The organism is Acinetobacter tandoii DSM 14970 = CIP 107469, assembly GCF_000400735.1.
In the GTDB taxonomy this organism is placed as follows: domain Bacteria; phylum Pseudomonadota; class Gammaproteobacteria; order Pseudomonadales; family Moraxellaceae; genus Acinetobacter; species Acinetobacter tandoii.
Genome location: NZ_KE007359.1, coordinates 14,378 through 27,116 on the forward strand (window position 1 = coordinate 14,378; position 12,739 = coordinate 27,116).

16 protein-coding genes are annotated in these 12,739 nt (G+C 43.1%); 4 read left to right on the forward strand and 12 right to left on the reverse strand.

All coding sequences use genetic code 11. The features are described from left to right. Positions 1-146: 146 nt before the first annotated feature. From I593_RS00200 to I593_RS00250, 11 genes are all read right to left on the reverse strand, one after another. The gene (locus I593_RS00200) at positions 147-440 is read right to left on the reverse strand and encodes a hypothetical protein (protein ID WP_016165597.1); all 294 of its coding nucleotides are present in this window, start codon (positions 438-440) and stop codon (positions 147-149) included. 78 nt (positions 441-518) lie between these two features. After that, the gene (locus I593_RS00205) at positions 519-938 is read right to left on the reverse strand and encodes a F0F1 ATP synthase subunit epsilon (protein WP_016165598.1); all 420 of its coding nucleotides are present in this window, start codon (positions 936-938) and stop codon (positions 519-521) included. Between the two features lie 26 nt (positions 939-964). Next, positions 965-2,359: a F0F1 ATP synthase subunit beta gene (gene atpD / locus I593_RS00210; protein ID WP_004684425.1), complete on the reverse strand. Its 1,395-nt coding sequence runs from the start codon at positions 2,357-2,359 to the stop codon at positions 965-967. A gap of 26 nt (positions 2,360-2,385) precedes the next feature. Next, positions 2,386-3,255, reverse strand: a complete 870-nt coding sequence (gene atpG / locus I593_RS00215; protein WP_016165599.1) for a F0F1 ATP synthase subunit gamma — start codon at positions 3,253-3,255, stop codon at positions 2,386-2,388. Positions 3,256-3,343: 88 nt separating this feature from the next. Beyond that, complete coding sequence (gene atpA, locus I593_RS00220) at positions 3,344-4,888, reverse strand: F0F1 ATP synthase subunit alpha (RefSeq protein ID WP_016165600.1); 1,545 nt, start codon at positions 4,886-4,888, stop codon at positions 3,344-3,346. A 62-nt stretch (positions 4,889-4,950) separates the two neighbouring features. Then, positions 4,951-5,487, reverse strand: coding sequence for a F0F1 ATP synthase subunit delta (locus I593_RS00225; protein WP_016165601.1), 537 nt, complete (start codon positions 5,485-5,487; stop codon positions 4,951-4,953). A gap of 12 nt (positions 5,488-5,499) precedes the next feature. Further along, complete coding sequence (locus tag I593_RS00230; protein ID WP_016165602.1) at positions 5,500-5,970, reverse strand: F0F1 ATP synthase subunit B; 471 nt, start codon at positions 5,968-5,970, stop codon at positions 5,500-5,502. Positions 5,971-6,010: 40 nt separating this feature from the next. Further along, a complete protein-coding gene (gene atpE / locus I593_RS00235; RefSeq protein WP_000424060.1) occupies positions 6,011-6,256 on the reverse strand; it encodes a F0F1 ATP synthase subunit C in 246 nt (81 codons plus the stop codon). A gap of 85 nt (positions 6,257-6,341) precedes the next feature. Then, positions 6,342-7,217, reverse strand: a complete 876-nt coding sequence (gene atpB, locus I593_RS00240) for a F0F1 ATP synthase subunit A (RefSeq protein WP_016165603.1) — start codon at positions 7,215-7,217, stop codon at positions 6,342-6,344. 102 nt (positions 7,218-7,319) lie between these two features. Next, positions 7,320-7,718 carry an ATP synthase subunit I gene (locus I593_RS00245; protein WP_016165604.1) on the reverse strand — a complete coding sequence of 133 codons (399 nt, stop codon included), beginning with the start codon at positions 7,716-7,718 and terminating at the stop codon, positions 7,320-7,322. A 170-nt stretch (positions 7,719-7,888) separates the two neighbouring features. Beyond that, positions 7,889-8,728, reverse strand: a complete 840-nt coding sequence (locus tag I593_RS00250; protein ID WP_016165605.1) for a metal ABC transporter solute-binding protein, Zn/Mn family — start codon at positions 8,726-8,728, stop codon at positions 7,889-7,891. Positions 8,729-8,866: 138 nt separating this feature from the next. On the opposite strand from I593_RS00250, the gene I593_RS00255 reads away from it, so the two are divergent. From I593_RS00255 to znuB, 3 genes are read left to right on the forward strand one after another with little or no spacing between them, the layout of a single operon-like run. Continuing rightward, positions 8,867-9,364: a transcriptional repressor gene (locus I593_RS00255; protein WP_016165606.1), complete on the forward strand. Its 498-nt coding sequence runs from the start codon at positions 8,867-8,869 to the stop codon at positions 9,362-9,364. Beyond that, positions 9,337-10,128, forward strand: coding sequence for a zinc ABC transporter ATP-binding protein ZnuC (gene znuC, locus I593_RS00260; RefSeq protein WP_016165607.1), 792 nt, complete (start codon positions 9,337-9,339; stop codon positions 10,126-10,128). Before I593_RS00255 ends, znuC begins: the two co-directional genes overlap by 28 nt. A gap of 3 nt (positions 10,129-10,131) precedes the next feature. Then, complete coding sequence (znuB, locus tag I593_RS00265; protein ID WP_016165608.1) at positions 10,132-10,932, forward strand: zinc ABC transporter permease subunit ZnuB; 801 nt, start codon at positions 10,132-10,134, stop codon at positions 10,930-10,932. 37 nt (positions 10,933-10,969) lie between these two features. Here znuB and I593_RS00270 read toward each other — a convergent pair whose 3' ends face one another. Continuing rightward, a complete protein-coding gene (locus I593_RS00270; protein WP_016165609.1) occupies positions 10,970-11,593 on the reverse strand; it encodes a LysE family transporter in 624 nt (207 codons plus the stop codon). Between the two features lie 164 nt (positions 11,594-11,757). Between I593_RS00270 and I593_RS00275 the strand changes: the two genes are divergently transcribed. After that, positions 11,758-12,678, forward strand: coding sequence for a Dyp-type peroxidase (locus tag I593_RS00275; protein ID WP_016165610.1), 921 nt, complete (start codon positions 11,758-11,760; stop codon positions 12,676-12,678). The last annotated feature ends 61 nt before the right edge of the window (positions 12,679-12,739 follow it).

The window sequence follows — 12,739 nt, forward strand, 5'->3', positions numbered from 1 at the left end:
AAAGGTAAGCATTTGGTGTGTTTTTTGATCAAAATTGCAGCGACCTACTGAATTAGCACAAAACCTGCATCTTTAGAAACCGTATAGATCATTCATGCGTTTAATCGATACGCATCACTATCAATAACGCTTATGTAAAACTAATTTTAACCCGCTCGCCATTGTTGAAAGGCTGTCTGCATTGCCTGTGTTTGTGCTGAAGACACCTGATGTTGATGTAAATAACTAAAATCACCACGGTAAACAGCATCCACTATAGTTTTGGCTAAAGCCACAATGCTTTCTCTACCTTGCAGTCGATAGGCGTGAATCTGTTCAGGAGTTAGAAAAATATCCCAACAAGAAACTACTGAACTCATGTCCACCGCAATTCCCAAATAGTATTGATGATCATCTTGATAAAGTTCCCAAAAATGTGGTTCTTGTTCTATCAGTTCCATGCGTTTTTACTGAGCAAAATTATTTTATAGCATAAAAAAAGCCACCTTTCGGTGGCTTTTTCAATCTTAAACCGTCTCTTATTGAGCGCGGTTTTTGATTTTGCGGATGGTTTCCAACTGAGCAGCAGTTTCTGCAAGAGCAGCCAAAGCAGCAGCCGAGTCCAAATCGCTCTTTTGATTGGCAAGCAATTGCTCAGCGTGTTTACGCGCTTCAAGAATTGCCGCTTCATCTAAGTTTTCTGCACGGACTGCAGTATCTGCAAGAACCGTAACAACATGCGGTTGAACTTCTAGAACACCACCAGATACATAGATTAACTCTTCTGTACCGTTTTCCAACAGAACGCGAATCGCACCCGGTTGAAGTAAAGTTACTAATGGCGCATGACCGGGCATAATACCCAATTCACCACCAGCACCTTTAGCAATTAGCATCGTTACCGTGCCAGAGTACAAAGACTCTTGAACACTTACAACATCACACTGCATAGTCGCCATGAGAATCTCCTAAATTAGGTAACTAATTAAAGTTTCTCAGCTTTAGCAATTACTTCGTCAATACCACCAACCATGTAGAACGCTTGTTCTGGAATGTGATCGTATTCACCAGCTAAAAGACCTTTAAAGCCACGAATCGTTTCTTTAAGCGGTACAAGTTTACCAGGAGCACCAGTAAACACTTCAGCTACGTGGAACGGTTGAGAGAAGAAACGTTGGATTTTACGCGCACGGTAAACAGTCAACTTATCTTCTTCAGCAAGCTCATCCATACCAAGAATCGCGATGATGTCTTTCAATTCTTTATAACGTTGAAGAACGTTTTGAACTGAACGAGCGATCTCGTAATGCTCAGCACCCACAACTAGTGGATCTAACTGACGTGAAGTTGAGTCAAGTGGATCGATCGCTGGGTAAATACCAGAAGATGCGATGTCACGGCTCAATACAACTGTTGCATCTAAGTGAGCAAACGTAGTTGCAGGCGATGGATCTGTTAAGTCATCGGCAGGTACGTATACCGCTTGGATTGACGTAATAGAACCAGACTTAGTCGATGTAATACGTTCTTGAAGAACACCCATCTCTTCTGCAAGTGTCGGTTGGTAACCTACTGCAGATGGCATACGACCTAGAAGTGCTGATACTTCAGTACCTGCTAGTGTATAACGATAGATGTTGTCGACGAACAATAATACGTCACGGCCTTTACCGTTTTCGTCTTTCTCGTCACGGAAGTACTCAGCCATGGTCAAACCAGTCAACGCTACGCGTAAACGGTTACCCGGTGGCTCGTTCATCTGACCGTAAACCATTGCTACTTTGTCAAGAACGTTTGAGTCTTTCATCTCGTGATAGAAGTCATTACCTTCACGAGTACGCTCACCAACACCAGCAAACACAGATAAACCTGAGTGAGCTTTCGCGATGTTGTTGATCAACTCCATCATGTTTACAGTTTTACCAACACCGGCACCACCGAACAAACCAACTTTACCACCTTTCGCAAACGGGCAAAGTAAGTCGATGACTTTAATACCAGTTTCTAAAAGGTCAGTAGACGCTGCTTGCTCAGCATAAGAAGGTGCTTGACGGTGAATTGGCAAACGCGCTTCAGTCGCAACCGGACCAGCTTCGTCGATTGGGCGACCAAGAACGTCCATGATACGACCTAGAGTCGCTGTACCTACTGGTACAGAGATCGGTGCGTTAGTATTCGTTACGTTCAAACCACGCTTAAGGCCTTCAGTAGAACCCATTGCAATAGTACGAACTACGCCATCACCAAGTTGTTGCTGAACTTCTAAAGTAGTTTCAGTGCCATCAACGTGGAGAGCGTCATAGATCTTAGGAACGCTGTTACGTTCAAACTCGACGTCGATAACCGCGCCGATGATCTGAATGATACGACCGCTACTCATTGCTGTCTCCTCAATTCAAAATAATGTTAAACGGCAGCGGCACCACCAACGATCTCAGAAATTTCCTGAGTAATCGCGGCTTGACGCAGCTTGTTATAAATAAGTTGTAGGCTCTTGATCAATTCACCTGCGTTGTCAGTTGCAGCTTTCATTGCAACCATACGAGCTGACTGCTCACACGCGATGTTTTCGATCACACCTTGGTATACCACAGACTCGATATAACGAACCAATAAGCCATTTAAAAGCTCTTCAGCTTCTGGCTCATAGATGTAGTCCCAACCGTATTGACGGTTAAGGGTCTTGTTTTCTTCAGCAGTCGCTAAAGGCACAAGTTGTTCGATCTTTTGATTTTGAGTCATGGCATTGACAAAGCCGTTTGATACGAGATAAATACGATCTAACTCGCCTTTATCAAACGCATCTAACATCACCTGTACAGAACCAGATAACTGTTCAAGGCTTGGTGTATCACCGACATTTGTCGTAGCACCGAGCACTTTACCGCCGTAGTTTTTAAAAAACGAAACCGCTTTTTGACCAATTAAAGCAAATTGAACTTCAATTGACTGCTCTTGTTGCTGTTGGACGTGTTTAACCACTTTTTTGAACAAGTTAATGTTCAAACCACCAGCAAGGCCGCGATCTGAAGACACAATGATATAGCCAACGCGCTTAACTGGGCGTTCAACCATATAACGGTGTTTGTATTCAGGGTTCGCTTGAACCAAATGAGCAATTACACGGTGCATATTTTCGGCATACGGACGGCCTTGAGCCATGCGCTCTTGCGCACGACGCATCTTAGAAGCTGCTACCATCTGCATCGCGCGAGTAATTTTCTGCGTGCTTTTGATACTAGCTACTTTGGCGCGAATTTCTTTTAAATTTGCCATACGCTTAACCTAGTATTCGAAGGCCCTTTCGAGCCCTCGAAGGTTGATCCGTGAACCAAACCAAAACTAAATCCAACTGAAGTTGAAATTAGTAAGTTTGAGTCGCTTTAAAGCTTTCAATACCTGCTTTGATTGCAGCTTCGATGTCCTTGTTGTAATCACCAGTAGCATCGATGTTTTGCATTAACGCAGCATGTTCTGAACGGAAGTAAGAAATTAATGCAGCATCAAAGTCTACGATTTTCTTCACTTCAACGTCAGCCATGTAGCCTTCGTTAGATGCATAAATTGAAACAGCTTGGTCAGCAATTGAGTAAGGAGCATATTGCTTTTGCTTCATTAACTCAGTTACACGTTGACCATGTTCGAGTTGCTTACGAGTTGCTTCATCAAGGTCAGAAGCGAACTGAGCAAACGCTGCCAATTCACGGTATTGCGCCAAAGCAGTACGGATACCACCAGACAATTTTTTGATGATCTTAGTTTGCGCTGAACCACCAACACGAGATACAGAGATACCCGCGTTCACAGCAGGACGAATACCTGCGTTGAATAATGATGTTTCAAGGAAGATCTGACCGTCAGTGATCGAAATTACGTTCGTTGGTACGAATGCAGATACGTCACCCGCTTGAGTTTCAATGATTGGTAATGCAGTTAATGAACCAGTTTGGCCTTTAACTTCACCTTTCGTGAATTGCTCAACATAGTCAGCTGAAACGCGCGAAGCACGCTCAAGAAGACGTGAGTGAAGATAGAATACGTCACCTGGGTACGCTTCACGACCTGGTGGACGACGTAATAACAATGAAATTTGACGGTAAGCAACAGCTTGCTTAGACAAATCATCATAAATGATCAGTGCATCTTCACCGCGGTCACGGAAGTATTCACCCATTGTACAGCCAGAATATGGAGCCAAGTACAACATTGCTGCTGGATCGGCTGCAGCTGCTGCTACAACAGTTGTATACGCCATAGCGCCAGTTTCTTCTAGCTTGCGTACAACGTTCGCGATGGTCGATTGCTTTTGACCAATTGCTACGTATACACATTTAATGCCAGAGTTTTTCTGAGCGATGATCGCATCGATCGCCATAGCTGTTTTACCAGTTTGACGGTCACCAATGATCAACTCACGCTGACCACGGCCTACTGGAATCATTGTATCTACTGATTTATAACCAGTTTGTACAGGTTCATCCACTGATTGACGCCAAATTACGCCTGGTGCTACTTTTTCAACAGCATCAGTTAATTTTGCATCAATTGGGCCTTTACCATCAATTGGGTTACCCAAAGCATCTACGACACGGCCTAAAAGTTCTGGACCAACCGGAACTTCTAATACACGACCTGTGCAACGTGCTTTTTGGCCTTCTTGAAGGCTTAAGTAGTTACCTAAAACAACGACGCCCACTGAATCCTGTTCTAGGTTCAGTGCCATACCGTATAAGCCGCCGTCGAATTCGATCATTTCACCGTACATTGCATCAGCAAGGCCGTGAATACGCACAATACCGTCGGAAACCATAACAATGGTTCCTTCGTTTTTAGCGGTCGCGCTGGTGTCCAGATCGCCGATACGCTGTTTAATGAGCGCACTGATCTCGGATGGATTCAGTTGTTGCATTGCGCTATACCTCAATCTTTATTAAGTTCAGTCTTCTAATACGCAGCTTTTTTCAAGCCTTATTACGCAAGAAGACGAGTCCGCATTTTTTCAAGCTTGTTAAGCGCAGAATCATCTATCACTTGGTCGCCTGCACGAATAACTACACCAGCAATAAGCTCTGGTTTAACTTCTACAGTTACATTTACTGCAGCTTCGAATTTTTTCTCTAAAGCATGTGCAAGTAATTGTTCTTGTACAGAAGTCATAGGGAATGCAGATTCAATCACTACATCCACCGTATTGTTATTCTGTGATTTGAGCTGTTCGTATTCTGCAGAAATTTCAGGAAGAAGAACCAAACGGCTATTTTCCGCAAGCAATGTCAAAAAGTTTGACACTGCCGCAGTTTGGTCTTCGCCTAATACTTTTGCAAAAAGACTTACCTGCTCAGCAGGAGTAAGCTCAGGGCGAGTTAAGAAAGCTGAAAATGCTTCGTCTTGCACCGCAGCACTGAGCAAGTTCAATGCAGATGACCAAGCGTCAGTTGCATTTTGCTCAGAAGCGTAAGCAAATGCTGCTTTAGCGTACGGGCGTGCCAACGTCAAGAGTTCAGCCATAATCCGCCTCTCTTAAAGTTTAGCAGCCAGCTGAGTCAGCATGGCATTGTGAGCTTCTGCATCAACTTGCTGGTTCAGGATTTTTTCTGCACCAGTAACTGCAAGAGCAGCAACTTGTTGACGTAATTCTTCGCGAGCAGCATTGATTTCAGTGTCAACAGCTTCTTTTGCTTGTTGACGAATACGCTCACCTTCAGCCGCAGCTTGAGTACGCGCTTCTTCTACCAATTGTGCACCGCGACGGTTCGCTTGTTCGATCAATTGAGCCGCTTGTGCTTTTGCTGCATCTAATTCAGCTTTTACTTGAGCTTGCGCATCCGCAAGATCAGCTTTCGCTTTTTCAGCAGCGTTTAAGCCATCAGCAATTTTACGCTGACGCTCACTAATCGCATTGATTAGTGGTGGCCACACGAATTTCATGCAGAATGCGACAAACATCGCAAATGCAATCGCTTGACCAATCAATGTGAGGTTGATATTCATTTCGCTATTCCTCAATAGTTTAATTTAGGAATTAAGCTGATTAACCTACAAATGGATTAGCGAAGATGAAGAACAAGCCAATACCAACACCGATCATAGGCACAGCATCAAGAAGACCCGCGATTAAGAACATACGAGTTTGAAGTTGTGGAGCCAATTCTGGTTGACGAGCAACAGCTTCAAGGAAGCGACCGCCTAAAAGACCAAAACCAATCGCAGTACCTAAAGCACCAAAAGCGATCAAGATAGCAGATGCAATTGCAACTAGACCTAAAGTGAGTTCCATGATAATTCCTCAGAGGTTAGGTTTATACCAAATTAAAGTAAAAAAATTTTAAGCCCAACCATCCTTTGATAGTTAGGCAATACCATTAATGTTTTTCGCTTGCCATGCTCAAGTATACGATAGTCAGCATCATGAAAATGAACGCTTGTAACGTAATAACAAGAATGTGGAAGATCGCCCAAGGCACAGACAGCGCCCACTGGATCCAGAACGGTAATAATGCGATCAAGATGAAGATCAACTCACCCGCATACATGTTACCGAAAAGTCGCAGAGCCAATGAAACTGGTCGTGCAAGGAAGGTTACTAATTCAAGAATTAAGTTCACTGGAATCAGTAACGCTTTTGCAACTGGGTTACTTGGATTAAATGGGTTAAGTGCCAATTCGCCAACGAAACCACCAATCCCTTTTTCACGGATACTGTAGAACAAGATCAGTACGAATACAGATAAAGACATACCAAGGGTAATGTTTGGATCTGTAGAAGGTACAACCTTAAAGTAAACGTGATGAGGATCCATACCAAATACACTTGCACCAATCTGTTGAGCTAAATAAGGAATCCAGTCAACAGGAATTAAGTCCATTGCATTCATGAGGAAAATCCACACGAAAATGGTCAATGCAAGTGGAGCAATTAAGCGTGATTTGCCATGGAAAGTGTCGCGAACACTTGAGTCCACAAACTCAATGATCATTTCAATTGCAGACTGGAACTTGGTCGGAACACCAGAGTTTGCAGCTTTCGCTACACACCAGAATAACAAACAGAAAATCACACCAAGAGTGATAGACCAACCCATTGAATCCAAGTGAATAGCAGTGAACCCCATCTGTTGAGCTTCAGCACCAGTCTCAGCCAATTTCCATGTCCCGTCTGGCATTTTGCCATAGGTCATATTGGTCAAGTGATGCTTGATATACTCGGTCGAAGTAAGGGCATGTTCTTCAGCAGCCATAAATCACACCTGGTCAATGTCAAATACAAATAGAGTAAGCGAATATCGCATGCTGCGTGATATCTCGCTTATCTCCAAAAAAACTTTTCAATTTAGCTGCGCTTAAACTCGTTTTTGTAGACGTGACACCCAAAAAGGAGCGACCCACGACATGGTTTGAACGAGGATAAAACCACAAAACAACGCCCCCGGAGATAACGGTTGGACATTGCTTAAAATTAAAATAAATCCGACGATCACAATCGTAAACTTGCCCATCATCCCTCGGTACATATTTGCAAGTACCTGTTTGGATGCTCTCGCTCCTGCAGCTCGAAACGACTGCCACGAAAAATAACAACTTGCCAGCCAGCAAACACCCGCACCAAGTGCGGCACTTAAAGCTGCCGTTGCATCTTTCACAACCCACGCTAACAAGGCTGACACAGGAATCATAAATGCTTGCAAGATGACTAATGCTTTCGCTAATCGTCGGTCAATCATGCGACTAGTTCGGCTCATTATTTATCCACTCACAGCATAAATGCTTGACAAGTTTAGCTGATGATCGTTTTTAATCGCAGGCATTATAGAGTTACACCCCTGAACATGCAATCATTTCCCGACCTAAGTCGAGTTTTTTTCAATACAATAAATGTCTAGCAACTGATTAAATATTGATTATTTTGTCTTCATTGACGCGCAGTTAATACACAATTTTTGACTTGTTGCGCCAAATCTGACCATGCTGAAATGAAGTTATTTTCTGCTGTTAAACTTTCGTCAACCGCTTGAAACACAATAGGCTGCAGTTTTTGATACTGATTGGCACTGGCATGAGCTTCTGCCAGTAAGCACATTTTCTTTTGCCCACGATGATCATTCAAATATTTGATTTGTGCCAGTGTTGGCGCAATATGTGGATCATCAGTCATTGATCCAGCAAGTTTTAAGTGTAATGGGCGTTCTAAGTACTGATAAGCATCGTGATAGGCCCAATACGGCTGCACTGCACCTTGATTTTGGAATTTTTGCGCTATACCAAACATCTGCTTGGCAAAGACTTGTGCATTGTGCCAATACTTATCACGGTATTGAGGTTGTTGCTGTGAACGTAATGCTGCAATAAAGAAACCAATACGCACCGCATTGTTTGGGTCTAACCAAACATGGGTATCGACCGTGTTGGCTAAAGGTGCGCCACGTGTACTGCGTTGCGGTAAGGTTTTAACTAATCCTGAAGACAAGATAGAAACCGCTTTAGGATTATTATGCAGTAATTTATCCAGTGGAGCTTCATGGGCTTTGCCGAGCCAAATCACCAATCCAGCGTCTTGTATCGCCTTACGATGTGCAGGTGTTAAAGATACATCATGCCCAGTTTGGTTTTCCAAGAGTAAAACTGGTTGCTCCACCCCTTTTGTGACTTCTTGTGCAATCAAATATAACGGATGCGTTGAAACCACAAGACTTTGAGTCCACCCCACAGTACTTAGAATGGACAGTAAACAAAAAGCGAATAGACGAGACATGATCAAACAGCACTAAATTTTATCTAGTGTTATAATATAACAATTTAATAAAAATACCTACGTCTAATCGTAACTTAAAGCGGTTCATGTTAAAATTTAATGTCAATTTTTCTATTTCAAGCCCGAACTGAGGTTGCTATGAGCTTATGTTCGCATGAACACCACAATGCATTACATGGCGTACATGATCATCATAATGTCGCAACACGCCTTGCGGAAGCAGAAAGCCTCTGTGCAGCCACTGGCGCGCGCTTAACTCCACTTCGTAAAGAAGTACTCGAACTGATTTTGACTGCGCATGGTCCAATGGGGGCTTATGATTTACTCGCAAAAATCAAAAGCGAATCTGATCGCCCAGCAGCCCCACCGACTGTTTATCGCACATTGGATTTCTTATTAGAAAAGGGACTGATTCATCGGTTGACTTCAATCAACGCTTATATCCCCTGCTGCCACCCTCGCGAAGGTCACCAAGCCGCATTTTTAATTTGTACAGAATGTCATATTGTGAAAGAAGCATCTTCTGAAGGTCTACTACAACAATTAGATGCGCTTGCCACTTCTGATCATTTCACTGCACAACACAGCATTATTGAGATTTCTGGAAAATGTCAGAATTGCAGCCAAGCGAATTAAGCACTCCTGTACTCATTGCTTTAGAGCAAATTAGCGTCCGTATCGATGACCGTGACATTCTGAAACAGATTGACTTTTCGATCCATGAACAAGAAATTGTCACCTTAATTGGCCCGAACGGTGCGGGGAAATCAACCCTAATTAAAGTGCTACTAGGCATTTTAAAACCCAATACTGGACAAGTATCGTCTACACGTAAACTTAAATTTTCTTATGTACCACAGAAATTTAACCCATCGCACAGCCTACCCTTACGTGTGAAAGACTTACTTGATTTAGAGTCCTGCCCTGCTGCAATTAAACAAGAAATTATTCAAGACACAGGCATTGCCAAACTGCAAGATTCAAAAGTACAACAACTGTCTGGTGGTGAACGACAACGTGTGTTATTAGCGCGGGCCTTACTGCGCCAACCTGACCTTTTGGTCCTTGATGAACCAATGCAAGGGCTTGATATTCAGTCTGAAGCTGAACTGTATGATTACGTTCGTAGCCTGCCTGAAAAATATCGTTGTGCGGTATTGATGGTGTCGCATGATTTACAGTGGGTGATGCAAGGTACGCAGCGCGTGGTCTGCTTAAATAAGCATATTTGCTGTAGCGGTTTACCTGAAAATATTCAACAGCATCCAGAATACCAAGCCATTTTTGGCACCAACCGTGTGTTCTATCAACACCATCATGATCATTGTGCTCATGGAGATAGTGCCACAACCTGCCAACATGATCCTCGCCCTCATATTCACCCTGAACCGGAAGCCTAATAGATGTTGGAATGGTTAGATCTGCTATTACCCGCTTGGACCATGGGGACATTATTGGTGTTCTTAACTGCACCTTTGGGCTGTTTGATGCTTTGGCGTCGTATGTCGTTCTTCGCAGACACCATGGCACACGGGACTTTGTTGGGCGTAGCGATTGCAGGTGCCCTCAGTTTACCGTTTTGGGTCGGTGTCACTTTATTGGCATTCATGCTGGTCGCCATTTTATGGGTACTGCATGATCCGCGTTTACCCAATGATGCCTTGCTAGCCCTCTGTTCAGCCACTTTGCTGTGTGCAGGCTTAATGCTGATTCAACATTTACCAAGTTTAAGACCTGAATTACTCAGTTATTTATTTGGTGACTTGCTCACGATTGCTTGGTCTGATTTACCTATGTTTGCGATTGTGATTGCACTGGCACTTGCAGTACTGTTCAAATACTGGAAAGCGCAAATCCAAATTGCAATTGATCCTGACATTGCAATTAGTGAAGGCGTGAATGCCAAATGGCAACGTTTGGTATTTATGCTACTTTTAGCAGTTTTCACGGTCTTGGCATTGCGCGCTGTGGGTTCACTGTTAATGGGAGCGCTTTTAGTGATTCCAGCACTTACTGCTCGTCTACTCGCACACTCACCTAAGCAAATGGTGATTTGGGCTTTTATTGCAGCTCAATTTGGCGTCAGTGTAGGTCTATGGTCAAGTGCTGCGCTCAATACCCCAACAGGTCTCAGCATCGTGCTGTGTATGGCGTTGGTTTTTGCGCTGATTTTTGTAGTTCAAAAAGTGAGAAAAATGGCTTAATCCATCATCTCTCATAAATAATCTTGATCGCTCTCTATTATTGATGTACCAAACTTAAAAGTCCCGCAGCACAACTAAATAGCACAGCAAAAGTACGATTCATGTATTTTTGCTGTTTTGGAGATTTCAACAGTTTCAACACCTTCGCCGCTAAACCTGTATAGCCCGCCATCACAATCAAGTCGATACTGATCATGGTCACAGCCATCATTACATACTGAATCCACTGTGGCTTAGACAAGTCTAAGAACTGGGGCAATACTGCCAATAAAAATACGATTGCCTTTGGGTTGCTCATATTGACCAAGAAACCATAACCCACCAGTTTGGGAATCGACTTTGTTGCTTGTTGTTCTTGCTCAATTTCAATGGACTGTAGAGGTGCCTTCCACTGCAAGTAAGCCAAATACAATAAGTAGCCCACACCAAACCACTTCACCAACAGAAAAGCCCAAGGTGTAGTGGCAAAAAGCACCCCGACCCCAGTGGCAACAATCCCAATTTGCACCAACAGCGCCAGTTGCAAACCAATCGCATTCCAGTAACCACGACGAAATCCATAGTTTAAACCACTCGACATCGAGGCAATTGCCCCTGCTCCAGGTGAAACACTAATCACCCAGCATGCCAACATAAACGCCATCCAAACTTGAAAAGACATCGTCACACCACCTCAGAAAAACAGGTCATTATATGACTTTTCACACATTCAATGTGCTGAGAAATTCTCACTCAAGAATAATATAGTTTAGGCTATTCAGCTATGCATGGATCAGGCACAATAAAACCCAGCCACACATTGAATAAAAATCAAAGGAGCTATAAATGACCGCACAATCCGTAATTTTACCCTTACCTTCAGATCATGCCCGCTTTATCGTATTACGTTTAAAAGATTTAACGTTGCCTGAACTAAAAGAAAAGATCGAAGATTTACTGGACACGCGAGATCGTTTAATTACTCAACATCCAACTGCAGAAATTAAGACCGCGATTGCCTTTGGGCCTGAACTTTGGACAAAACTCTATACACAATCTCCTGAGGGATTCAAACAACTTGCTCCAATTCAGGGTGCCTTTGAAATGCCAGCTGTACCCGCGGATGTGCTGATTCATATTGCCTCGCAACGTAGTGACATCTGCTTTACTTTAAGCCAAGCTTTCTTCGATGGGATTCAAGATAAAGTTGAAGTTTTGGATGAACGTGTATGTTTTCGCTATTTTGATGGGCGAGATTTAACAGGCTTTATTGATGGCACTGAAAACCCACAATTTCCTGATGATCGCGCAGAAACAGCACTTTTAGCAGAAGATGCAGGTATTTTTGCAGATGGTTCTTTTGTATTTGCACAGCGCTATATACATGATTTAGATAAATGGAAACGTCTAAAAGTCGACGCACAAGAAAATGTCATGGGCCGTTCCAAACTAGAAAGCATTGAAATGGATGATGACGTCAAACCAGAAAATGCTCATATTGCACGTGTTGTGATTGAAGATGATAAAGGCGAAGAGATGGAAATTTTGCGCCATTCTTTACCTTATGGCGATGGTAAAGGTGAGCAAGGCCTGTTCTTTATTGCTTATACCAAAAACCTTGCCATCATTGATAACATGTTAGAACACATGTTTGGCACAACTGGCGATGGCATTCATGACCGCCTATTGCATTTTGTGACCGCGGTAGATGGTGCTTACTTCTTTGCTCCGAGCGAGGAGTTATTGGAAGAGGTTTTGGCGGATTAACTAAAAAATTATGAATAAGCAGTTTATTTCTACTGCTTATTCAAAAGCCAATATCATTTTT

What these genes read in the sequence shown, in the direction of transcription:
- I593_RS00200 (WP_016165597.1), bottom strand. Translation starts at nt 440, where the DNA reads ATGGAACTGATAGAACAAGAACCACATTTTTGGGAACTTTATCAAGAT.
- I593_RS00205 (WP_016165598.1), bottom strand. Translation starts at nt 938, where the DNA reads ATGGCGACTATGCAGTGTGATGTTGTAAGTGTTCAAGAGTCTTTGTAC.
- atpD (WP_004684425.1), bottom strand. Translation starts at nt 2,359, where the DNA reads ATGAGTAGCGGTCGTATCATTCAGATCATCGGCGCGGTTATCGACGTC.
- atpG (WP_016165599.1), bottom strand. Translation starts at nt 3,255, where the DNA reads ATGGCAAATTTAAAAGAAATTCGCGCCAAAGTAGCTAGTATCAAAAGC.
- atpA (WP_016165600.1), bottom strand. Translation starts at nt 4,888, where the DNA reads ATGCAACAACTGAATCCATCCGAGATCAGTGCGCTCATTAAACAGCGT.
- I593_RS00225 (WP_016165601.1), bottom strand. Translation starts at nt 5,487, where the DNA reads ATGGCTGAACTCTTGACGTTGGCACGCCCGTACGCTAAAGCAGCATTT.
- I593_RS00230 (WP_016165602.1), bottom strand. Translation starts at nt 5,970, where the DNA reads ATGAATATCAACCTCACATTGATTGGTCAAGCGATTGCATTTGCGATG.
- atpE (WP_000424060.1), bottom strand. Translation starts at nt 6,256, where the DNA reads ATGGAACTCACTTTAGGTCTAGTTGCAATTGCATCTGCTATCTTGATC.
- atpB (WP_016165603.1), bottom strand. Translation starts at nt 7,217, where the DNA reads ATGGCTGCTGAAGAACATGCCCTTACTTCGACCGAGTATATCAAGCAT.
- I593_RS00245 (WP_016165604.1), bottom strand. Translation starts at nt 7,718, where the DNA reads ATGAGCCGAACTAGTCGCATGATTGACCGACGATTAGCGAAAGCATTA.
- I593_RS00250 (WP_016165605.1), bottom strand. Translation starts at nt 8,728, where the DNA reads ATGTCTCGTCTATTCGCTTTTTGTTTACTGTCCATTCTAAGTACTGTG.
- I593_RS00255 (WP_016165606.1), top strand. Translation starts at nt 8,867, where the DNA reads ATGAGCTTATGTTCGCATGAACACCACAATGCATTACATGGCGTACAT.
- znuC (WP_016165607.1), top strand. Translation starts at nt 9,337, where the DNA reads ATGTCAGAATTGCAGCCAAGCGAATTAAGCACTCCTGTACTCATTGCT.
- znuB (WP_016165608.1), top strand. Translation starts at nt 10,132, where the DNA reads ATGTTGGAATGGTTAGATCTGCTATTACCCGCTTGGACCATGGGGACA.
- I593_RS00270 (WP_016165609.1), bottom strand. Translation starts at nt 11,593, where the DNA reads ATGTCTTTTCAAGTTTGGATGGCGTTTATGTTGGCATGCTGGGTGATT.
- I593_RS00275 (WP_016165610.1), top strand. Translation starts at nt 11,758, where the DNA reads ATGACCGCACAATCCGTAATTTTACCCTTACCTTCAGATCATGCCCGC.